The following is a 22,173-nucleotide window of genomic DNA, read 5'->3' on the forward strand; positions in this document are numbered from 1 at the left end:
CCATGCTCAAACACCGCGCCGCCTACCAGCCGACACACGAACAAGCCGCCTGACCAAGCCCGCAGACCTTGACCGAACAGATAAGAGCACCCCCCCACGGCTTCCGCTGCCTCCCACCGTCTTCCCCACAAGGACCTCGCATGCCCGAGATATCCCGCCGTGCCTTCGGCGGCCTGGTCGGTGGCGGTGCCGTCACCGCCGTCGCCGGTACGGCCGCCACCGCCGAGGCCGCCGAGTCCGCCCCCGCCGAGCGCCCCTTCAAGGCCCGTCCCGGTGCCTCCGGCAAGCGCCCCAACCTCCTCGTCATCCTGGGCGACGACCTCGGCTGGCCGATCTCTCCTCCTACGGCGCCCCGCACATCAAGACGCCGAACCTGGACCGGCTGGCCCGGCAGGGGTGCGGTTCACCGACGCGTACTCGGGCTCGGCGACCTGCTCCCCGACCCGGTTCAGCCTGTACACCGGGCGCTGTCCGGGCCGTACGCCAGGCGGGTTGGCCGAACCGATCGCCAACAGGACGCAGGGGCTGGACCCGAGCCTTAGCTGACCGAGCGGGCGGTGGAGTACGTCGGCCGGAAACACGAGGAGCCATGGCTGCTGAACCTCAACTTCACCACCCCGCACTGGCCTTGGCTCGCGGAGGGCGACGAGGAGACCGGCGCCGAGATCGCGGCGAGGATCCGGGCCGCCACCAGTCAGGCGGAGATCAGCGACGCGCTCAACCAGTACGACGGCGGCTCGGTCGCCAAGTACACCGAGATGGTGCAGAGCCTCGACGCGGCCGTCGGCGAGGTGCTTGCCGCGCTGCGCCGGTCCGGGCGGGAGGAGAACACGCTGGTGTAGTTCGCCAGCGACAACGGCGGTGAGCGCTGGTCGTACCTCTGGCCGTTGAGCGGCGAGAAGTTCGTGCTCCAGGAGGGCGGCATCCGGGTGCCGACCATCGTGCGCTCGCCGCACCGTATCGACGGCGGCCAGGTCAGCCACGAGCCGAACTTCTCCCCCGGCTGGACCGCGACGTTCCTGGAGCTGGCCGGCGCCCGCCCCGATCCGGCGTACCGCTGGACGGCACGAGCTTGGCGGGCTATCTCCTGAAGGGCGAACAGCCGCCCGAGCGGGACCTGTTCTGGCGGGTGCGGGCCAACCGGGCGCTGCGGCGCGGGGATTGGAAGTACTACCAGGACGAGGACGGCGACGACCACCTCTTCGACCTCGGCGACGATCTGCGCGAACAGGCCGATCTCGCCCCCGACAAGCCGGAGTTGCCCGCCGAGCTGAAGGCGGCCTGGGAGCGCATCGCCACCGGCCTCCTCCCCTGCCCGAACTAGCCGAGAATCCCCCGGTCGTAGGCCACCGCCACGGCGGCCGCGCGGTCCTTGACGCCCAACTTGCCGTACAGGTGGGTGAGATGGGTCTTCACGGTCGCCTCGCTGATGAAGAGTTCGCGGGCGATCTCGCGGTTGGAGGTGCCCTTGGCGACCAGGGCGAGGACCTCGCGTTCGCGGGCGGAGAGCGATTCGTTGCCGGGGGTCTGGGGTGCGCGGACCGCGGAGACCAGGCGGGAGGCGACGGCGGGTGAGAGGACCGTGCGGCCGTCCGCCGCCGCGCGGACGGCGGTGAAGAGTTCGTCGCGCGGGGCGTCCTTCAGCAGATAGCCCGTCGCGCCCGCCTCGATCGCGGGGAGCGTGTCGGAGTCGGTGTCGTACGTCGTCAGGACGAGCACCTTCGCCCGGGCGGCGCGCCGGGTCAGCTCGCGGATGGCGTCGACGCCCGCGCCGCCCGGCATCCGCAGGTCCATCAGGATGACGTCGGGGTCGAGGTCGGCGGCCCGCTCCACGGCCTCGACGCCGTTGGACGCCTCGCCCAGGACGCGGAACCCGGGCGCGGACTCGAACATGCCGCGCAGACCGTCCCGTACGACGGGATGGTCGTCGACGATCAGCAGGGAGATCAGCAACTCGTCACTCATGGCGGACCAACGGTACGCGAGCCGAGAGGGCCGCGCCGTGCCCCGGCTCGGACTCGATCGCGAGGGAGCCCGCGATCCGTTCGGCGCGGGCGCGCATGCCGTCGAGGCCGAAGCCGCCGGTGCGGGTGCGTTCGGGGAGGGCGAGCGGGTCGAAGCCCTGTCCGTCGTCGCGGATGTCGAGGATGACCTCGTCGCCCAGGAAGCTGAGGGTCACACCGACGCGGGTGGCCCGGGCGTGCCGGGCCGCGTTCGACAACGCCTCCTGGGCGATGCGCAGCAGGGTCGCCGAGATCTCGTCGTGGAGCTGCTCGGTGATGCCGGTGACGGTGAACTCGGCGCGGACGGCTGTGCGTTCGCCCCACTCGGCGACCGTGTTCTTCAGGGCCTCGGGGAGTCCGTCGTTCTCCAGCGCGATGGGGGCGAGGTTCTGCACGGACCGGCGGGCCTCGCCGAGGCTGTGCCGGGCGAGGGTGGAGGCGCGTTCGAGGTGGGTGCGGGCGGTCGTCAAGTCGGGCGCGTTCGCTACGACTTGGAGCTGGGCGATGATGCCGGTCAGGCCCTGGGCGATGGTGTCGTGGATCTCGGCGGCGAGCCGTCGGCGTTCGTCGGCGACCCCGGCTTCCCTTGCCTGGACGAGGAGTTGGGCGTGGAGGGCGGCGTTCTCGTCGAGGGCCTGTTGCAGGGCGGTGTTGGTGCGTTCGAGTTCGGTGATGGTCTCGTTGCGCTCGCGGGAGCGCTGGGTCTCCTGCTCCTGGAGATGGGCGACCGCCATCTGCAGGCCGGAGTTGCCGACCACGAGCGTGGCGAAGAGGATCCATTGGAGCGCGCTCCCCAGCGGCAGCCCACCGGACTGTGCACCGGCCACGGTGACCGCGCTGGCGAGCAGTCCGAGCCGCTGCCACACCACGCCCGGGATCAGTTCGTCGGCGTCCATGTAGCCGGAGGCGGCGTAGAACGCGAAGAACGGGTCGATCCAGGTGAGGGCGAAGGCGAAGGCCCAGCGGACGACGTAGTACGCGGTCCCCGCCCGGGACGGGATCCGGCCGCGGCCGGGGCGGCGGGCACGGGTGCCGTGCCACCACAGTTGGAGGACGAGTGCCGCGCCGACCAAGGCCCAGCCGACGTACCACTGGGCGGCGGAGTAGTCGAACAGACCGGAGGAGGCGAGCGCGAGGACGACACTGATACCGAGCAGCCCGTACGGTCCCCAGGTGTGGAGCTGCTCCCAGCGCCGGTCGATCTGCCTGTCCCTGGTGGTCATCTCCCCAGTCTGCACGGCCGTCTCCCCTACTCCCAGCGGAACCAGCGCGAGGCGCCGGCCGTCAGCAGCACGGTCCACGCCACCAGCACGCCCAGGTGCGGCCAGCCCGGCCAGTTCCCCGCCGCCGCCCTGTTCAGGGCCTCGGCGGCGGCGCCGAACGGGGTGTAGCCGACGATGCGGGCCATGACGTCCGGCATGGAGTTCACCGGGATCCAGACGCCCGCGCAGAACATCATCGGGAAGAACACCGCCGACCCGATGGCGCCCGCGATCTTCGTGGTCCGGGACAGCGACGAGACCACCGCGCCCAGCGCGAGCGCGGCCAGGATCGCGAGGAGCAGGGCGAGGAGATAGCCGCCGGGCTGCTTCGGCAGACGTACGTCGAAGGCGAGGCGGCCGACGATCAGCGCGCACAGGGCGGAGGCCAGGGCGGCCGTGCCGTAGACGACCATCTGGGCGGAGAGCAGGGCGGTGGGGCGGACCGGGGTGGTGGACATGCGGCGGAGGATGCCGCGTTCGCGGTAGCCGGTGATGTTCTGCGGCATCGACTGGAGCGCGCCGACGATCATGCCGAGGAGGACGGCGACCGGGACGTACACGTCGATGGTGCGCAGGCCGCCGAGGTCGGCCTCGTGGTGGCGGAAGCCCGGGATGGACCCCAGGATCACCAGCAGCAGGGTCGGGAAGAGCAAGATCCAGAAGAGGGCGCCCGGTTCACGACGGAAGAGCCTCAACTCGGTGCGCAGGACTGCGGTGTTCATGCGGTGACCTCCGTCAGGTCCAGGAACGCGTCGTCCAACGTGGCGTCGGACACGCGGAGTTGGTGGGCGGTGATGTGGTTGCGGGCGAGCAGCGTGATGACCGCGTTGACGGTCTCGTCGGAGCCGGAGAGGGTGATCCGGCCGTCCTTGCGCGCCACGGACGTGAGCGCGGGCAGCGCGTTCAGATCACCGTCGTCCAGGGCCGCGGAGGGCGTGAAACTGATGACGGTGGAGCCCGCCGAGCGCCGGATCAGCCCGTCCGGGGTGTCCAGCGCGGCCACCCGGCCCTTGTCGATCACGGCGATCCGGTCGCACAGCCGCTGCGCCTCCTCCATGAAGTGCGTGACCAGCAGCACGGTGACCCCGCTCGCCCGCACGTCCTCGATCAGCTGCCAGGTGTCACGGCGGGCGCGCGGGTCGAGCCCGGTGGTCAGCTCGTCGAGGACGACGACCCGAGGATTGCCGATCAGCGCGAGCGCGATGAACAGGCGCTGCTTCTGACCGCCGGAGAGCTTCGCGAACCGGGTGGTCAACTTGGCGGTCAGGCCCAGGCGTTCGGCCAGCGGCCGCCAGTCGGCGGGGTGCGGATAGAAGGACGCGTACAGCCCCAGCGCCTCGCGGACGGTGAGCTTGGCCTGGAGCTCGCTCTCCTGGAGCTGGGCGCCGAGGACCCGGGCGACCTCCGCGTGGTCGGCGACGGGGTCGAGTCCGGTGACGCGGACCCGGCCCGCGTCCGGGACCCGCAGGCCCTCGACACACTCGACGGTGGTGGTCTTGCCGGCACCGTTCGGGCCGAGGATCCCGAAGATCTCGCCCTCCTCGACGGCGAACGAGACCCCGTCGACGACGGCCCGGCCGCCGTAGGACTTCCGTAGTGCGGTGACTTCGATGACAGGAGTGGCTGACATGTTCCGAGGGTCCCGCCGGGACCGGGCCCGGCACATCGGCCATCGCGCTCGAAGGGACATCAACCGATCGGTTGATGCGGCCCTACGACCCCTCGAACACCCAGGTCGTAGGACCAACGGCCGATCCGGGTCCGGCCAAAACTCGGTGGGCACTGTCAGTGGTGGTCCGTAGGCTCGCCCGTGATGACCACGACACCCGCCTCCGCCGAGGACCACTCCGACCGGTCCGCCGTCCGTACGCTCGCGCGGCTGTGGCCGTACGTCCGCCCCGTGCGCGTACGGCTGTTCGCCGCGGCCGGGGTCGCCGTCGTCGCCTCCTGTACGGGGCTGGTGTTCCCGCTCGTCCTGAAGTGGATGGTGGACGGACCGGTCGCCGACCGGGACACGGCGGGCGTGTGGCTCGGGGCGCTGTATCTGCTGCTGCTCGGGTTCGCGGAGGCGGGCCTGTTCGGGCTGCGGCGCTGGCTGGTCGCGCGCCCGCTGTCGCACGTCGAGGCGGAGATGCGGGCGGACCTGTACCGGCACTTGCAACGCCTGCCGGTGTCCTTCCACGACAGATGGCCGTCGGGCCAGCTCCTCTCCCGAGGCACCACGGACCTGATGCTGCTCCGCATGTTCCTCGCCTTCCCCCTGACGTTCCTACTGGTCAACGCCGTGACGATCCTGGTCGGCGTGATCATCATGCTGCTCCAGGACTGGACGCTGGGGATGGTCATCCTGGGGCCCGCCATACCCGTGATCATCACGTGCGTGATCTTCGAGCGGCGGTACGCGCACGTGGCACGCCTCGCGCAGGACCAGGTCGGCGACCTGACGACGGTCGTCGAGGAGAGCGTCCTCGGCATCCGCATCATCAAGGGCTTCGGCCGCCACCGCAGCCAGGCCCGAGCCTTCCGCGACCTCTCCCGAACCCTGCGCGGCACCGAACTCCGCAAGGCCCGACTCCTCGCCACGATCTGGGGCGTCATCGTGCCCCTCCCCGAACTGGCGCTAGGGGCGGCGCTGGTGGTGGGGACGGTGCAGGTCGCGGACGGCGACCTGTCGGCCGGCACGCTGGTGGCGTTCCTGTCCACAGCACTCGCCCTGCGCTGGCCGGTGGAGTCAATCGGCTTCCTCCTGGCAATGAGCCAGGAGGCGGCAACGGCGACGGAGCGCTATTTCGAGGTGATGGACGAAACCCCGGAGGAGCAAACGCCCCAAGGGGCAGCGCCCCAAAGGGGCGCGGGGAACGGCGCGACCAGCCCCCACCGGCCAGCACCCAACAACGACGGCATCCGTTTCTCCACCGTCTCCTTCCGCTATCCCGACGCCCCGCCTGATTCCCCACCGATCCTCGACCGCATCGACCTGCACATCAGACCCGGCGAGTCCATGGCACTGGTAGGCGCCACCGGCACCGGCAAAACCACCCTCACCGCCCTCGTCCCCCGCCTCCACGAGGTGACATCGGGCCGCATCACACTGGACGGCGAGGACATCACGGCCATGTCCCGCGAGGAACTGCGCTCGAAGGTCGCAGTGGCTTTCGAGGAACCGACGTTGTTCTCGGCGAGCGTCGGGGAGAACGTACTCATGGGGTCGGAAGAGGGCGCGGGACAACCGGAGTTGGAGCGAGCGCTGGCCGTCGCACAGGCCGACTTCGCGCACGCGCTGCCCCAGGGCACGGACACCCAGGTGGGCGAACAGGGCCTGAGCCTCTCCGGCGGCCAACGCCAACGCCTCGCCCTGGCAAGGGCGGTGGTGGGCAAACCCCGCTTCCTGGTCCTCGACGACCCGCTCTCCGCCCTGGACGTCCACACAGAGGCCGCCGTAGAAGCAGCCCTGCGCCAAGTCCTGGCCGACACAACGGCGTTGATCGTGGCCCACCGCCCGTCCACAGTCCTCCTCGCCGACCGCGTGGCTCTCCTGTCCAACGGCCGCATCACAGCAGTCGGCACCCACCAGGAACTCCTGCGGACGAACACGGAGTACGCGTACCTGATGTCGGGCGCCGAGAAGGAGAACGACACCGCCCGACCAACACGCCCTAAAGGGGCGCGGGGAACGGCGCGACCAGCCCCCACCGGCCCGCGGACTCAACACCACCCGGACCGGCACCAGCACCCCCACCCGAGCGGTGACCAGGAGGACGCCCGATGACCGCCCCCACCACATCGGCGCCCACCACAGACGACACCCCCGACCCCCCGCACAGGCCCGCCGCAGGCGACCCCTTCGATCACGACGTCCTGCCCACTCCCCCGGGCGCGACCGGCGCCCTCCTGCGCTCCCTGCTCGCGCCGATGAAGGCACGGGTCACCGTCACAACCCTCCTCCTGCTGCTCCAGCAGGCGGCCGTACAGGTAGGCCCGCTCCTCGTGGCGTACGCCATCGACCGCGCGGTACCGGCGTTCCGGAACGACGACCACGGCCCGCTGATCGCCGTAGGAGCGGGCTACCTGCTCTGCGCGCTGATCTCCGGCGGACTCCAGTACGCGTTCATCGGCGCCTCCGCCCGCGTCAACCAGGACGTGCTGCTCGATCTGCGCGGCCGTATCTTCCGGCACGCGCAGGCGCTCAGCATCGACTTCCACGAGCGGTACACGTCCGGCCGGCTCATCTCCCGTTCCACCACGGACATCGAGGCCCTGCGCGAACTGCTCAGCGAGGGGCTCCAGGAGCTGATCACGGTCATCCTGTCGTTCGTGTACATCTCGGCGATGCTGCTCTGGCTGGACCTGGGCCTCGGCGCGGTCGCGGTGGCGTCCTTCGTGCCGTTGTACCTGCTGGTGCGGGTCTACCAGCGGCGCGCGGTACGGGTGTACGCGGTCCGGTCCACGGCGATCGCGCGCGTGATCGTGAAGTTCGTCGAGACGATGAACGGCATCCGCGCGTTCCGCCGCGAGGCCGTGAACGACGCCGACTTCCAGGTTCTCAACCAACAGCACGAACGCTCCAACGGCGACGCCCTGTTGGAGATGGCCCGCTACGTCACCGGCTCCCGCCTGGTCGCCAACACGGCCGTCGCGGTGATCGTGCTGTGGGGCGCGACCCGAGTCGCGGACGATTCACTGAAGTTGGGCGTACTGGCCGCCGCGGTGCTGTACCTACGGCGGCTCTACGACCCGATCGACCGCCTCGGCATGTTCCTCAACTCGTACCAGTCGGCCGCCGCTTCCCTGGAGAAGATCGCGGGCCTGCTGGCCCAGACCCCGTCGGTCCCCGAACCCTCAACCCCCGTCCAGCTCCCGGCACTTGAGTCGGAACAGCCCGGCCGCGAGGTCGTCTTCGACGGCGTCCGCTTCGCCTACCGCACCGGCGGCGAGGTCCTGCCTGTCTTCGACCTCACCCTCCCCGCCGGCCAGACCGTCGCCGTGGTCGGCTCCACCGGCGCGGGCAAGTCCACCCTGGCCAAGCTGCTGGCCCGGTTCTACGACCCCTCGGACGGGCGGGTCCTGCTCGACGGCGTCGACCTGCGCGAACTGTCCGCGCCCGAACTGCGGCGGGGGGTGGTGATGGTGACGCAGGAGGCGTTCCTGTTCTCCGGCACGGTCGCCGAGAACATCGCGATCGGCCGGCCGGACGCGCCCCGTGAGGAGATCGAGCGGGCCGCGAAGGCGATCGGCGCGCACGACTTCATCAGCGCGCTGCCCGACGGCTACGACACGGACGTACGCAAGCGCGGTGGCCGTATCTCGGCGGGCCAGCGCCAACTCGTCGCGTTCGCACGGGCGTTGCTCGCCGACCCCGCCGTCCTCATCCTCGACGAGGCGACCAGCTCCCTCGACATCCCGGGCGAACAGGCCGTACAGCGCGCCATGTCGACGGTACTGCGCGGCCGTACGGCGGTCGTGATCGCGCACCGGCTGTCCACGGTCGAGATCGCGGACCGGGTGCTGGTCATGGAACACGGCCGCGTCGTCGAGGACGGCACCCCGGCCGACCTGATCGCGGGGACGGGGCGGTTCGCGGACCTGCACCGGGCGTGGCGGGACAGCCTGGCGTAAGCGCGATACGCGCAGCCCGTCCCCGCACCCCCATGACCACCGCCTGTAACCATTAGTCACCGTTCATAGCCGTTAGTCACCTCCCCTACTTGCGACCCCTCCCGTTCCGCACCTCCATGCTTGCTAAGCGGAACCTCGTTCCGTATTGTTTCCGGAACAAGGTTCCGCTTACCGTTCCTGGAGGACAGCCATGCAGTACCGCACCCTGGGCCGCACCGGCGTACAGGTCAGCACCCTCGCGCTCGGTGCGATGAATTTCGGCAGGATCGGGCGCACGAGCCAGGAGGAGGTCACCGCCATCGTCGACGCCGCTCTCGCGGGCGGGGTCAATCTCATCGACACCGCGGACGCGTACAGCGGCGGCGAGTCCGAGGAGCTGCTCGGCAAGGCGATCGCCGGTCGCCGGGACGACATCGTGCTGGCCACGAAGGCGAGCCTGCCGATGGGCGAGGAGCGCAACCACCAGGGCGGTTCGCGCCGCTGGCTGGTCACCGAGCTGGACAACAGTCTGCGCAGGCTCGGCGTCGACCATGTCGACCTCTACCAGGTCCACCGCTGGGACCCGCGCACCAGCGACGAGGAGACCCTCTCCGCGCTGACCGACCTCCAACGCGCGGGAAAGATCCGCTACTTCGGCTCCTCGACCTTCCCCGCGTACCGCATCGTCCAGGCGCAGTGGGCCGCCCGGGAGAACCACCTGAGCCGTTACGTCACCGAGCAGCCGAGCTACTCGATCCTCCAGCGCGGGATCGAGACCCACGTACTTCCGGTGACCGAGGAGTACGGCCTCGGCGTCCTGGCGTGGAGCCCGCTCGCCTCGGGCTGGCTGTCCGGCGCGATCCGTGAGGGCCGGTCCATCACGACCAGCCGCTCGACGTTCATGCCGCAGCGCTACGACACCGCCGTCCCCGCCAACCGGGCCAAGCTCGACGCCGTCGAACAGCTGGCGAAGGTCGCCGACGAGGCCGGGCTCACGATGATCCAGCTCGCGCTCGGTTTCGTCACCGCGCACCCCGCCGTGACCAGCGCGCTGATCGGCCCCCGCACCCTGGACCACCTGCACAGCCAGCTCGCCGCCGCCGACACCGTGCTCTCCGCCGACGTACTCGACGCGATCGACACGATCGTCGCCCCGGGCACCGACCTCGCCGCCCACGAGAAGAACGACACCCCGCCCGCGCTGCTGGACCCGTCGCTGCGCCGCCGCTGAGACCCACCGGACAACCAAGGGAACGGAAGCACAGCCATGTCCGACTCGAACACCACGATCATGTCCGACTCCAACGCCGCGATCCTGTCCGTGAAGCCGCTGATCCTGCCCGCCCCGGGCCGCGGCGAGGATCTCCAGGTCCGCGTCTCCGCGCCCGTGACCGGCGGCGATCTGCCCGTCGTCGTCTTCTCGCACGGCTTCGGCTGGTCGATGGACGGCTACGCCCCGCTGGCGGACCACTGGGCCGCGCACGGCTTCGTGGTCGTCCAGCCCACGCACCTCGACTCCAGGACGCTCGGCATCCCGCACGAGGACCCCCGCTTCCCGCGGATCTGGCGCATCCGCGTCGAGGACCTCAAGCGCGTACTGGACGGACTCGACGTCCTGGAGGCCTCCGTGCCGGGCCTCGCGGGGCGCCTCGACCGCGACCGCATCGCCGTGGCCGGCCACTCCTGGGGAGCCCAGACGGCGAGCACCCTGCTGGGCGCGCGCGTACTCGACGCCGACGGCGTACCCGGCGAGGACCTGTCCGACCCCCGCGTCAAGGCGGGCGCACTCCTCGCCCTGACCGGCCTGGGCGACGACCTGACCCCGTTCGCCGCCGAGCAACTCCCCTTCATGAGGCCGTCGTTCGCCACCATGACCACACCGGCGCTCATCGTCGCCGGGGACCACGACCGGTCCCAGCTCTCCACCCGCGGACCGGACTGGTTCACCGACCCGTACACCTACAGTCCCGGCGACAAGACCCTGCTCACCCTCTTCGGCGCGGAGCACTCACTCGGCGGCATCCCCGGCTACGAGGTAGCCGAGACGACAGACGAAAGCCCCGCACGCGTCGCCCTTCTCCAACGCCTCACCACGGCCTACCTGCGCAGCACCCTGCACCCCGAGGACACCGGCTGGAAGGCGGCGGCCGCCGCACTGGACCAAGACCCCGACCCCCTGGGGCAGTTGCAGAGCAAGTAGCGGGTCTCAGGAGAACCACACCGTGCGGCGCGCGATATTCGATGGGCAACCGCGCTCACGCTCGGTAATCTTCGTTGCCTCCAACCACCCCCGGATCGCTCACGGCTGCGCGCGCCCGGCAGCCTGGGCAAGGAGGCTCATGATCGACGCGTACGAGGATCCCGGGACACCCGACTGCCGGGGCGGCTGGCGGTTTCTGTGGTGGCTGGTGTGGCGGCAGCCGGGGCGGGCGGTGTCCGGGGCGCTGCTGTCCAGCGTCTGGATGGTGCTGATGGCGGCGGCGCCGTATCTGATGTCCCGGGCGGTCGACGACGGGCTGGTGCCGGGGAACATGGGCGCGCTGGCCTGGTGGACCGGGGTGCTGTTCGTGGTCGGCGCGGTCAACTCGTGGCTGAGCATCATGCGCCACCGCACGATGACCCGGGTCCGGATCGACGCCAACTTCCGCACGGTGAAGCTGATCGTCGGCCAGACGGTCCGGCTGGGTGCCGTGCTCTCGCGCCGGGCGCAGGCCGGTGAGGTGATCACGACGGGCGTCGGCGACGTCTGGACGATCGCCCAGTCCCTGACGGTCGTCGGCCCCGGCTTCGGCGCCCTCGTCGTCTACGGCGTGGTCGCGGGCGTGCTGCTGTCGATCTCGGCGCCGCTGGCCGCCGTGGTGCTGCTGGGTGTGCCGGTGATCGCGTTGCTCGCGGGGCCGTTGACGCTGCGGCTGCAGAGCGTGGAGACGGAGTACCGGGAGCGGCAGAGCGTGCTGACCGCGCGCATCGGCGACCTCGCGGGCGGCCTGCGTGTCCTCAACGGCCTTGGCGGCAAAGGGCTGTTCGCAGACGCGTTCCGGCGTGACTCGCAGCGGCTGCGCGCGCAGGGCTACCGAGTGGGCGCGGTGGCCAGCTGGGTACAGGCGATCGGAGTCGGGCTGCCGACGCTGTTCCTCGCCGTGGTGACCTGGCTCGCGGCCCGACTGGCGGCCCAAGGGCAGCTCAGCATCGGCGAGTTGGTCGCGGTGTACGGCTATGTCGCGGTGCTGATCGGCCCGGTGTCGTTCTTCGTGCAGATGGTCTACGAGTTGAGCCGGGGCGTGGTGGCCGCGCGGCGGGTCGTAGAACTGCTGCGGCTCGAACCGACGCCGGACAACGGGGAGTTGGACGCTCCCGCCGAGCCGGCCGCTCTGCACGATCCCGACTCCGGGGTGCGGGTGCTGCCGGGGCGGCTGACCGCGCTGGTCGGGGCGCGGCCCGCCGACGTGCTGGCCGTGGTCGACCGGCTCGGGCGGTACGCGCCCTCCGTGGCGACCTGGGGCGGGGTGCGGCTCGACGCGATTCCGCTGGAGCAGGTGCGAGCGCGGATCCTGGTCGCCGACAACGAGGCCGACCTGTTCGCCGGACCGCTGACGGAGGTCGTGTCCGGGCGCCACGAGCGGTCGGCGGAGGCGCTGGCGAAGGCCGTGCGCGCGTCCGCCGCCGACGACATCGTGCAGGGGCTGCCGGAGGGTCTTGACTCGGCGGTGGCCGCGCAGGGACGCAGTCTCTCCGGGGGACAGCGTCAACGGGTGCGCCTGGTACGGGCGTTGCTCGCCGAGCCCGAGGTGCTGCTCGCGGTGGAGCCGACCTCGGCGCTCGACGCGCACACGGAGGCGGCGGTCGCGCGACGGCTGCACGAAGAGCGCACGGGCCGTACGACGGTGGTGACCACGACGTCCCCGCTGGTTCTCGACCACGCGGACACCGTGCACTACCTGGTCGACGGCAAGGTCACGGCCAGCGGCGGCCACCGCCGGCTGCTGGCGGAGGAACCCGGCTACCGCGCGCTGGTGGCCCGGGAGACGGAAGAGGAAGAGGTCGTACGGTGACGCGGTCCTCACTGGCGAAGGGTCAACTGCCCGTCGCCGAAAAGGCGGACGTACGGCGGGCCGCGCTGCGCCTGGTGCGGGCGGACCGGCGGGCGTTCGCCGTCGTGCTCGTGGTGAACGCGCTGGCCTCGGCGGCCGGGCTCGCCGGGCCGTGGCTGCTCGGGCGGATCGTGGACGAGGTGCGGGCCGGGGCCGGGGTCGGCACGGTGGACCGGCTGGCGCTGGTCATCGTGGCGTGCGCGCTGGGCCAGTTGATGCTGGCGCGGTGGGCGCGGTACGTGGGGCACCGGTTCGGTGAGCGCACGCTGGCGCGGGTGCGGGAGGACTTCGTCGACCGGGCGCTGGCGCTGCCCGCGTCGGTCGTGGAGCGGGCCGGGACGGGTGACTTGACCGCGCGTGGCACGGCGGACGTCGCGATCGTGGGGACCACTCTGCGCGATGTCGGGCCGGATCTGCTGGTCAACTCGGTGCAGGCGCTGTTCGTGATGGGCGCGGTGTTCGTCCTCGACCCGCTGCTCGGGCTGTTCGGGGTGCTGGGGCTCACGCCGGTGTGGTTCGCGCTGCGCTGGTATCTGCGCCGGGCCCGGGACGGCTATCTCGCGGAGGGCGCGGCCAATTCGGAGGTCGCCGAGATCCTCACGGCGACCGTGGCCGGGGCCCGCACGGTGGAGGCGTTCCGGCTCCAGGAGCGACGGGTCACCGCGAGCCGCGACACGCTGCGGACGGCTCTGCGGAGCCGGCTGTACACGCTGTACCTGCGGACCGTGTTCTTCCCGGCGGTCGAGATGTCGTACACGATCCCGGTGGCGGGCGTGCTGTTCGTCGGCGGGTGGCTGCACGGGCGCGGGGAGGTGGGCCTGGGTGCGGTGGTGGCTGCGGCGCTGTACCTGCGGCAGTTCGCCGAACCGCTGGACCAGATCCTGATGCGGGTCGAGCAACTCCAGAGCAGCGGCGCCTCGTTCGCCCGCGTGGAGGGGCTGGCCCGTGCGCCCCGCGCGGAGGGCGACGACGACGCCCCGGCTCCGGCGGACGACCGCATCGACGTGACCGGCGTGCGGTACGCGTACGAGCGCGGCGGCGAGGTGCTGCACGGTGTCGACCTGACCGTACGGCCGGGTGAACGGCTCGCGGTGGTCGGCCCGTCCGGCGCCGGGAAGACCACGCTGAGCCGGCTCCTGGCGGGCGTGGACGCGCCGACCGAGGGCACGGTGACCGTGGGCGGGGTGCCGGTCCACGGGCTGGAACCGGAGACACTGCGCCGCCAGGTGGTGCTGGTCACCCAGGAGCACCACGTCTTCCTCGGCTCGGTCCGCGACAACCTCCTGATCGCCGAACCGGCCGCCACCGATGAGGAGTTGTGGGCCGCGCTGAACGCGGTCGGCGCCGAGGAGTGGGTCCGGGACCTGCCGGACGGGCTCGACACCCGCCTCGGCCCCCGCGGTTCGGCCACGGACGGCTCACAGGCCCAGCAACTCGCCCTGGCCCGCGTGGTGTTGGCCGACCCGCACACCCTGATCCTGGACGAGGCGACGGCCCTGCTGGATCCGGCCACCGCCCGCCACACCGAGCGCGCCCTGGCCGCCGTACTGGAGGGCCGTACCGTCATCGCCATCGCCCACCGCCTGCACACCGCCCACGACGCGGACCGGGTCGCGGTGATGGAACACGGGCTGCTGACCGAACTGGGGCCGCATGAGGAGTTGGTGGCGGCGGGGGGCGCGTATGCGGCGCTGTGGAACTCGTGGCACGGGGACGGCGGGGACGGGCGGGGGTCGGGTGGGTGACGCCGGGCGGTCGCGGAGCCCGCGCGACCCGTATCCACGCGCTCGCTACTCACCTGTCTCGTGTTCCGGATGATCCACGGCCGACGGCCCGTTGTAGGTGATCACCACCGGCGCGTCCGCCTCCGCCCGTGCCCGGTCCGACGCCGTCGCGATCTCCTCGTAGGTCCATTCCCTGTACAGACGCTCCCCATGGGCATCGGTGATGTCGATGACCACTCCGGTCCACTCCTCGGCGGGCTGTTCGGGGACGAGCCCCAGCTCGTACGTGGCGTCCTGGAGGAGGGATTCGGTGACGCGTACGCCGGTGAGTCTCTCGGCCAGAGCGAAGACCGCCGCCTTCCGGTCGACGTCCGGAGCGCTCTCGTCGTGTTCTCCCTCGGGGGTCAGAGGAAAGCCGACTTCCCGTAGCAGGGGGACCAGTTCATCAGGGGTGTTGCCGTCGCGCGCTGCGGGGCCCTCGAACGTCGTACGGAGCTCACCGTCCTCGAACCAGTGGAAAAGGTGGATGGGCTTGCCGCCGTTGGTCGAGTGCGCCACGACCCGGCCGCCCTTCGACAGCGTCTCCACGCACGGCGCCGCGATCCCCAGGCCACCGTCGAACCCGAGGACGAGTGTCCAGTCGCCGTTCTCACCCGGAGCACTGAAGGCCCCCGCGACGTAGGACTCGTCCCAGTAGTCGCCATCCAACTCGGCGCGGTGAGCGTCGCCCGCCTCGATCAGCCCGGCCGTTCCCTCGCCGGTGCCGCGCGGTTCCGCCTCCATCACGCGCAGCACCTCGCGCGGGGCTCGCCCCCGTATCAGTGTCAGGCTGTATCCGCTCCCCGTCATGTGGCGGAAGACCGGCGAGGTGCGGATCCAGGCGTAGTCGTGCGCAGTCACCAAGTTCATACGGCGCAGTGTGCCCGATGCCTCTGACAACACCGGCTGGGGCTCATTCTCTTTCAGGACCAGCTTGCACGGAATCCGCTGCCGCTTGGACGGCGGGGATCAGGTTCGCGATCCGTTCGAGTTGGTCGCGCTGGGCGTGCAAGTCCAGGCCACCGAGGCGGGCGACGATGTGCCGGGCACCGGCGGCGACGTACTGTCCTAGGTGCTCAAGCACCTGGTCCGCGGAGCCGGTGACAACTGCCTGGATCTTTTCCAGCTCCTCCAGTGGCATGCCGTATGTGGCCCGCGCGTAGTCGTCCAGTGCCCGACGGCCGCTCTCGATGTCGTTGTCGATCCGTACCGAGACGAATAGTGCGGGGGTGATGTCCTCGGTCTCGCGTCCCGCTTCGGTCGCCGCTCTGTGGACGTCGCGGAGGCCGGACGCGTAGTCGGCGGGGTCAGGCGGGTAAGGCAGCCATCCGTCGTACAGTCGGCCAGTGCGGGCCAGCGCCGCGGGGGTCGCACCGCCGAGCCAGATGGGCGGGCCGCCGGCTCGGGGCGGCCTGGTCGTAGGCGGGATGTCAGCGAACCGGAGGATCTCGCCGTGGAAGGCGTCGGCTCCGTCCCACAGGGCCCGCCACAGCGCGACAGTCTCGTCCAGGCGGGCGAAGCGCCCCTCCCACGGCAGCTCCGACAGTGTGTAGAGGGGCCGCCCGAAGCGGCCAGGGAAGCCTGCGCCGACGGTCACGGTGAGCCGGCCACCGGACAGCAGGTCGATCGACGCAAGTGCCTGCGCGGCCTGGACCGGCCGACGCAGGAACGGCATCAGTGCAGCTGTGCCCAGTGTCACGGTCTCGGTCACCGGGGCGAGTGCGGCCAGCATCGCGAGCGCCTCGATGCGCGGGCTGACGAGAGAATCGTTGGCGAAGAGCGAGGAGAAGCCCGACCGTTCTGCGTGACGGCCGAAGGCAATCAGCTCGCGAGGGTCGTCGGCAGGGCCCCACTGGGCGGTTCCGGTCGGAAGCAGTACACCGATGTCCATGCCGGCAATGTTCACGACCGGTACGAGTGGCGACAATTCCCTGCGGGGAATGGCCTGGGACCCTCCGCCGCCGTTACAACAGGCCCGTGGACTTCCCCCGTACGCTTCGTGAACGTCGTACCCGCCGTCATGTCAGCCAGCTCGATCTGGCGCTGCGAGCAGGCACCACCCAGCGCTACCTCAGCTTCATCGAATCCGGCAGGTCTGTGCCGGGCCGGAACATGGTGGTGCGCCTGGCCGAGTCGCTGGACCTGCCCCTGCGGGAGCGCAATGAGCTGCTGCTGGCCGCCGGGTATGCGCCCGCCTACCCGGAGAGCTCACTGGACGATCCGGTGCTGGCCCCCGTGCGCACGGCGATCGACCACATCCTCCGCGGGCATCTGCCGTATCCGGCGCTGGTTGTGGACCGGGGCGGTGAACTGATCGCCGCGAACACCGCATTCGACCTGATCACCGAGGGCGCGGCTGACGAGCTGGTGGGTCCGGGCACGAATATTTACCGCCTGGCGCTGCATCCCGACGGACTGGCTCCCCGCATCCTCAACCTCGCCGAGTGGGCGCGCCACATCCTGGTGCGCCTTGGCCATCTGGAGGAGTTGCGCGCCGAGCTCACCGGGTACGTTCCTGAGCTGGAGCCGTCCGCCGGGCAACTCGGTTTCGCGGTACCACTGCGCCTGCGGTCCTCGTACGGTGAGCTCCGCCTGATGACGACTGTGACGACCTTCGCGACCGCCGTCGACGTGACGCTTGCCGAGCTGAAGCTGGAGGCGTTCCTGCCGGTTGACCCGGCGACGGCCGAGGCTCTCGCGGCAGCCGCCGGGGCACTGGCTCGCACTGCCGTCGGTCAGGAGCCCGGGAACATGTAATCCGTCCTGATGCGGCCGTTGTCGTCGAGTACGAGCATGTCCGAACCACCACCCATCACATCGCCGGTCGCGGTGGACACCGCCTCCCAGCCGATCCTGACCACGCCCTGGAGACGTACCGCACCGGGGCGCGCCCGGAAGACGAATCCCTGTTTCTCGACGAACCGCTCGTAGGTCCGTGCCACTCGGGTCTCGATGGCGTCGTATCCCTGAGCCTCCAGAGTCTGATGGTCGAAGCCGAGTTCCGCGGCGGCCTCCCGTATCTCCGCAGGCGGGTGAAGGATGTGGGTGCCGTCCTCGGCCCAGAGTCGCTCGATGACCGCGCGGCGCTCCCCGGCGTCGGGCACATTCCATTGAGCCATGTAGCGGTCGGCCAGCTGCTGCGGGTCGATCTCGATCATCTTCGTCTCCTTGCCCGGGCGGGTCCGTTCGGACCAGATCCTGCGGGGCGCGCTGGAGACGGGCAATTCCCCGCAGGGAATGGGACCTGTCCAGGAAATCACCGCAACCGTCAACTCCCCTCATGGAAGTGACGCTCCGGATAACGGACTTGAATATCCGGACAACGAACGAATTCCGGCCAACTTCCTGACGCGCTCCTGACAGAAAGCGCGGGCTGCTGCCACTCTTCCCACTGGCGCTTCACAGCAACCCCACAGTTTCACCCCTGTGATCCCTGTGATCTCCCCTGGTCGCGCGATCCGCGACCGTCCCGAAGGAGTCAGTGTTGAGAAGCAATTCCTCGCGCAGACGCACCTCCCACATAGTCGCCGCAGCCGGCGTCACCGCTCTGCTCGCCGCTGCCGTCCAGGCCGGCGCGACCTCCTCCGCCGCTCCGGCCAACCCCCTTGCCAGCAAGGGGAATCCGGCGCACATGGCCCTCTCGCTCTCCCCCTCGCAGCGCGCCGAGCTGCTCCGCGACGCCGCGTCGGCGCGGACCTCGACGGCCAAGGACATCGGCCTCGGCGCCAAGGAGGCGCTCGTCGTCCGTGACGTCATCAAGGACGCCGACGGCACGGTCCACACCCGCTACGAGCGCACCTACGGCGGACTCCCGGTCCTGGGCGGTGACCTGGTCGTCGACACCGCCAAGTCCGGGGCCACCGAGCGCGTCATCAAGGCGACGAACGCCACCATCGCGGTCGCCGACCTCACCCCGGACGTCACGACCGCCGCCGCCGAGAAGCAGGCGGTCTCCCGCGCCAAGGCCCTCGGTTCCACCAAGTCGGCTGCGGACTCGGCCCGCAGGGTGATCTGGGCGGCGAGCGGCAAGCCCGTCCTCGCCTACGAGACGGTCGTCGGCGGCCTCCAGGACGACGGCACCCCGAACGAACTCCACGTCATCACCGACGCGGCCACCGGCAAGAAGCTCTACGAGTACCAGGGCATCGAGAACGCCACCGGCACCGGCAACACCCAGTACAGCGGCCAGGTTTCGCTGACGACGACCCAGTCGGGCTCCAACTACACCCTGACCGACGGCGACCGCGGCGGCCACAAGACGTACAACCTGAACCACGGGACGTCCGGCACCGGCACCCTGTTCTCGCAGACCAGCAATACCTGGGGCAACAGCACCACGTCGAACGCGGCGACGGCCGGCGCCGACGCGCACTACGGCGCGGCGGAGACCTGGGACTTCTACAAGAACACGTTCGGCCGCAGCGGCATCAAGAACAACGGCGTCGGCGCCTACTCCCGTGTCCACTACGGGAATTCGTACGTCAACGCGTTCTGGGACGACAGCTGCTTCTGCATGACCTACGGCGACGGCTCCGGCAACGCGGACCCGCTGACGGCCCTCGACGTGGCGGGCCACGAGATGTCGCACGGTGTCACGGCGGCCACCGCGGGCCTCAACTACAGCGGTGAGTCCGGCGGGCTGAACGAGGCGACCTCCGACATCTTCGGCACCTCCGTCGAGTTCTACGCCAACAACTCGACCGACGTGGGCGACTACCTCATCGGCGAGAAGATCGACATCAACGGCGACGGCACCCCGCTGCGTTACATGGACAAGCCGAGCAAGGACGGCGGCAGCGCGGACAGTTGGTACTCGGGTGTCGGCAACCTCGACGTGCACTACTCGTCAGGTGTGGCCAACCACTTCTTCTACCTGCTGAGCGAGGGCAGCGGCGCCAAGGTCATCAACGGCGTCAGCTACAACTCGCCCACCTCGGACGGACTTCCGGTCACCGGCATCGGCCGGGACAAGGCCGACCAGATCTGGTACCGCGCGCTCACCACGAAGTTCACGTCCACCACCAACTACGCGGCGGCCCGCACCGGGACGCTCGCGGCGGCCGGTGAGCTGTACGGCACGACGGGCGCCGAGTACAAGGCGGTGCAGGACGCGTGGGCGGCCGTCGCGGTCGGTGCGCGCTCCGGTGGCGGCGGCGGTACCGGTACGTCGTTCGAGAACACGGCCGATGTATCAATTCCGGACAACGGGGCAGCCGTTACGTCGTCGGTGACCGTGTCCGGGCGGACCGGCAACGCCCCGTCGAACCTCGCGGTCGCGGTCGACATCGTGCACACCTGGCGCGGCGACCTGGTGATCGACCTGGTCGCTCCGGACGGGTCGACGTACCGCCTGAAGAACTCCAGCTCGTCCGACTCGGCGGACAACGTGCAGGCGACCTACACGGTCAACGCGTCCTCCGAAGTCGCCAACGGCGTCTGGAAGTTGAAGGTCCAGGACGTGGCGGCACAGGACACCGGCTACATCAACAGCTGGAAGCTTACGTTCCCGTAAAAACCAGCCGACCACTTCACGCCGCGCAAACAAGACGCCGCCTCGGGGTTTCAACTCCGGGGCGGCGCCCTGTTGTGGGCGTTTACATTGCCGCAACGTTCACCGGACAGTCGATTTTCGGCCAACATCACTTGAGGGTCCTGACATGTACGCGCCCCCGATGCCAGTCTTCCCTCACGCCGCTTCAGCACAGCCAATTCACAACCCGCTCCGGTCAGTAACCCCACGCTGCCGGACTCCCCCACAGAGGAGCTTGCGTGACCCCCCTCTACGCGCGTCACAAGCGCACCACCCTGGCCATCGCCACCGCGGTCGCCGCCGGCGCCCTGCTCGCCACCGGAGTGACCACCGGTGCCTCTGCCCAGCCCGCCGCGGCCAAGCCGGCGCCCCTCGCCGCCGCCCCGCAGCTCCTCTCCAACTCCGCGCGTGTCGCGCTGGTCCAGGAGAAGCAGGCCGCCGCGCCCGAGACGGCCCAGCAGATAGGCCTCGGCACCAAGGAGAAGCTGGTCGTCAAGGACGTCGTCAAGGACGTCGACGGCACGCTCCACACCCGCTACGAGCGCACCTACGCGGGCCTCCCGGTCCTCGGTGGCGACCTGGTCGTCCACACCGCGCCGTCGGGCAGGACCGAGGGTGTCACCAAGGCGCACGCCGCGGCCATCAAGGTCGCCACCGTCACGCCGAAGATCTCCACCGCCAAGGCCGAGAAGCAGGCGCTGACCATCGCCAAGGCCGCCGGCTCCGACAAGACCGCCGCCGACGGTGCCCGCAAGGTCATCTGGGCCGGCGGCGCCACCCCCGTCCTCGCCTACGAGACCATCGTCGGCGGCTTCCAGGACGACGGCACCCCGAACCAGCTGCACGTCATCACCGACGCGGCCACCGGCAAGAAGCTCTTCGAGTACCAGGGCATCGAGAACGCCACCGGCACCGGCAAGACGCTGTACTCGGGCACCGTCAGCCTCACCACCACGCTGTCGGGCACGACGTACTCGCTGACCGACGCCTCGCGCGGCAGCCACAAGACGTACAACCTGAAGCACGGGACGTCCGGCACCGGCACCCTGTTCACCAACACCACCAACACGTGGGGCACCGGCGCCGCGTCCAGCTCCACCACGGACGTGACCGCCGCCGCGGACGCCGCCTACGGCGCCCAGGAGACGTGGGACTTCTACAAGGACACGTTCGGCCGCAGCGGCATCAAGAACAACGGTGTCGGCGCCTACTCCCGCGTGCACTACGGCAGTTCGTACGTGAACGCGTTCTGGGACGACAGCTGCTTCTGCATGACGTACGGCGACGGCTCGGGCAACACCCACCCGCTGACCTCGCTGGACGTGGCCGGCCACGAGATGAGCCACGGCGTCACCGCCAACACCGCGGGCCTGAACTACTCGGGCGAGTCCGGCGGCCTGAACGAGGCGACCTCGGACATCTTCGGCACCGGCGTCGAGTTCTACGCCAACAACTCGTCCGACGTGGGTGACTACCTCATCGGCGAGAAGATCAACATCAACGGCGACGGCACCCCGCTGCGCTACATGGACCAGCCCAGCAAGGACGGCGGCTCCGCCAACTACTGGTCCTCCTCGGTCGGCAACCTCGACGTGCACTACTCGTCGGGCGTGGCGAACCACTTCTTCTACCTGCTGTCCGAGGGCAGCGGCGCGAAGACGATCAACGGCGTGAGCTACAACTCGCCGACGTCCAACGGCTCCACGGTCACCGGCATCGGCCGCGCCAAGGCGCTGCAGATCTGGTACAAGGCCCTGACGACGTACTTCACGTCGACCACCAAGTACGCGGGCGCCCGCACCGGCACCCTGAGCGCGGCGGCCGCCCTCTACGGCTCCGGCTCCACCGAGTACAACGCGGTGGCAGCGGCCTGGTCGGCGGTCAACGTCAGCTGACGACAGCCGAGTTGACAGCCAAGCGGTAAGGGCG

16 protein-coding genes and 1 pseudogene are annotated in these 22,173 nt (G+C 70.3%); 10 read left to right on the forward strand and 7 right to left on the reverse strand.

Going from position 1 to position 22,173, the window contains the following annotated elements:
* The first annotated feature begins 140 nt into the window (after positions 1-140).
* Positions 141-1,324: pseudogene (locus ACGFY9_RS48355) on the forward strand (sulfatase).
* Here the strand turns inward: ACGFY9_RS48355 and ACGFY9_RS48360 are convergent.
* Genes ACGFY9_RS48360 through ACGFY9_RS48375 form a run of 4 tightly spaced genes read right to left on the reverse strand, consistent with a single transcriptional unit; the run spans position 1,321 to position 4,895 of the window.
* Entirely contained in the window at positions 1,321-1,965 is a 645-nt protein-coding gene (locus tag ACGFY9_RS48360) for a response regulator (protein ID WP_393765480.1), read from the reverse strand. The pseudogene ACGFY9_RS48355 and the gene ACGFY9_RS48360 overlap by 4 nt on opposite strands.
* On the reverse strand, positions 1,958-3,226 hold the full coding sequence (locus ACGFY9_RS48365; protein ID WP_393765482.1) for an ATP-binding protein: 1,269 nt from the start codon (positions 3,224-3,226) through the stop codon (positions 1,958-1,960). The genes ACGFY9_RS48360 and ACGFY9_RS48365 overlap by 8 nt, the downstream gene beginning before the upstream one ends.
* 26 nt (positions 3,227-3,252) lie before the next feature.
* On the reverse strand, positions 3,253-3,987 hold the full coding sequence (locus tag ACGFY9_RS48370; protein WP_393765484.1) for an ABC transporter permease: 735 nt from the start codon (positions 3,985-3,987) through the stop codon (positions 3,253-3,255).
* Entirely contained in the window at positions 3,984-4,895 is a 912-nt protein-coding gene (locus ACGFY9_RS48375; RefSeq protein ID WP_393765486.1) for an ATP-binding cassette domain-containing protein, read from the reverse strand. Before ACGFY9_RS48375 ends, ACGFY9_RS48370 begins: the two co-directional genes overlap by 4 nt.
* A 183-nt stretch (positions 4,896-5,078) precedes the next feature.
* Here ACGFY9_RS48375 and ACGFY9_RS48380 point away from each other — a divergent pair, with 183 nt between their 5' ends.
* The 6 genes from ACGFY9_RS48380 to ACGFY9_RS48405 all read left to right on the forward strand — a co-directional run bounded on the left by ACGFY9_RS48380 (position 5,079) and on the right by ACGFY9_RS48405 (position 14,696).
* The gene (locus ACGFY9_RS48380; RefSeq protein ID WP_393765488.1) at positions 5,079-7,034 is read left to right on the forward strand and encodes an ABC transporter ATP-binding protein; all 1,956 of its coding nucleotides are present in this window, start codon (positions 5,079-5,081) and stop codon (positions 7,032-7,034) included.
* Positions 7,031-8,881: an ABC transporter ATP-binding protein gene (locus tag ACGFY9_RS48385; protein ID WP_393765490.1), complete on the forward strand. Its 1,851-nt coding sequence runs from the start codon at positions 7,031-7,033 to the stop codon at positions 8,879-8,881. The genes ACGFY9_RS48380 and ACGFY9_RS48385 overlap by 4 nt, the downstream gene beginning before the upstream one ends.
* 190 nt (positions 8,882-9,071) lie before the next feature.
* Positions 9,072-10,091, forward strand: a complete 1,020-nt coding sequence (locus ACGFY9_RS48390) for an aldo/keto reductase (RefSeq protein WP_393765492.1) — start codon at positions 9,072-9,074, stop codon at positions 10,089-10,091.
* A 36-nt stretch (positions 10,092-10,127) separates the two neighbouring features.
* Positions 10,128-11,060: an alpha/beta hydrolase family protein gene (locus tag ACGFY9_RS48395; protein WP_393765494.1), complete on the forward strand. Its 933-nt coding sequence runs from the start codon at positions 10,128-10,130 to the stop codon at positions 11,058-11,060.
* Positions 11,061-11,199: 139 nt separating this feature from the next.
* Positions 11,200-12,912, forward strand: a complete 1,713-nt coding sequence (locus ACGFY9_RS48400; protein WP_393765496.1) for an ABC transporter ATP-binding protein — start codon at positions 11,200-11,202, stop codon at positions 12,910-12,912.
* A gap of 11 nt (positions 12,913-12,923) precedes the next feature.
* Positions 12,924-14,696 carry an ABC transporter ATP-binding protein gene (locus tag ACGFY9_RS48405; protein ID WP_393765518.1) on the forward strand — a complete coding sequence of 591 codons (1,773 nt, stop codon included), beginning with the start codon at positions 12,924-12,926 and terminating at the stop codon, positions 14,694-14,696.
* 45 nt (positions 14,697-14,741) lie between these two features.
* Here the strand turns inward: ACGFY9_RS48405 and ACGFY9_RS48410 are convergent, their stop codons facing one another.
* Both ACGFY9_RS48410 and ACGFY9_RS48415 read right to left on the reverse strand, forming a co-directional pair.
* The gene (locus ACGFY9_RS48410; RefSeq protein ID WP_393765498.1) at positions 14,742-15,584 is read right to left on the reverse strand and encodes a DUF6461 domain-containing protein; all 843 of its coding nucleotides are present in this window, start codon (positions 15,582-15,584) and stop codon (positions 14,742-14,744) included.
* Between the two features lie 43 nt (positions 15,585-15,627).
* A complete protein-coding gene (locus tag ACGFY9_RS48415) occupies positions 15,628-16,605 on the reverse strand; it encodes an LLM class flavin-dependent oxidoreductase (RefSeq protein ID WP_393765500.1) in 978 nt (325 codons plus the stop codon).
* A gap of 86 nt (positions 16,606-16,691) precedes the next feature.
* Between ACGFY9_RS48415 and ACGFY9_RS48420 the strand changes: the two genes are divergently transcribed.
* A complete protein-coding gene (locus tag ACGFY9_RS48420; protein ID WP_393765502.1) occupies positions 16,692-17,471 on the forward strand; it encodes a helix-turn-helix domain-containing protein in 780 nt (259 codons plus the stop codon).
* On the opposite strand, the gene ACGFY9_RS48425 is transcribed toward ACGFY9_RS48420, so the two are convergent.
* Positions 17,450-17,872, reverse strand: coding sequence for a hypothetical protein (locus tag ACGFY9_RS48425; protein ID WP_393765504.1), 423 nt, complete (start codon positions 17,870-17,872; stop codon positions 17,450-17,452). The genes ACGFY9_RS48420 and ACGFY9_RS48425 overlap by 22 nt on opposite strands.
* Before the next feature lie 326 nt (positions 17,873-18,198).
* Between ACGFY9_RS48425 and ACGFY9_RS48430 the strand changes: the two genes are divergently transcribed.
* Complete coding sequence (locus ACGFY9_RS48430) at positions 18,199-20,226, forward strand: M4 family metallopeptidase (RefSeq protein WP_393765506.1); 2,028 nt, start codon at positions 18,199-18,201, stop codon at positions 20,224-20,226.
* Positions 20,227-20,483: 257 nt separating this feature from the next.
* Positions 20,484-22,139, forward strand: a complete 1,656-nt coding sequence (locus tag ACGFY9_RS48435) for a M4 family metallopeptidase (RefSeq protein ID WP_393765508.1) — start codon at positions 20,484-20,486, stop codon at positions 22,137-22,139.
* Positions 22,140-22,173 lie beyond the last annotated feature (34 nt).

The sequence above is a fragment of the Streptomyces sp. NPDC048504 genome, assembly GCF_043200035.1.
Taxonomy (GTDB): Bacteria; Actinomycetota; Actinomycetes; order Streptomycetales; family Streptomycetaceae; genus Streptomyces.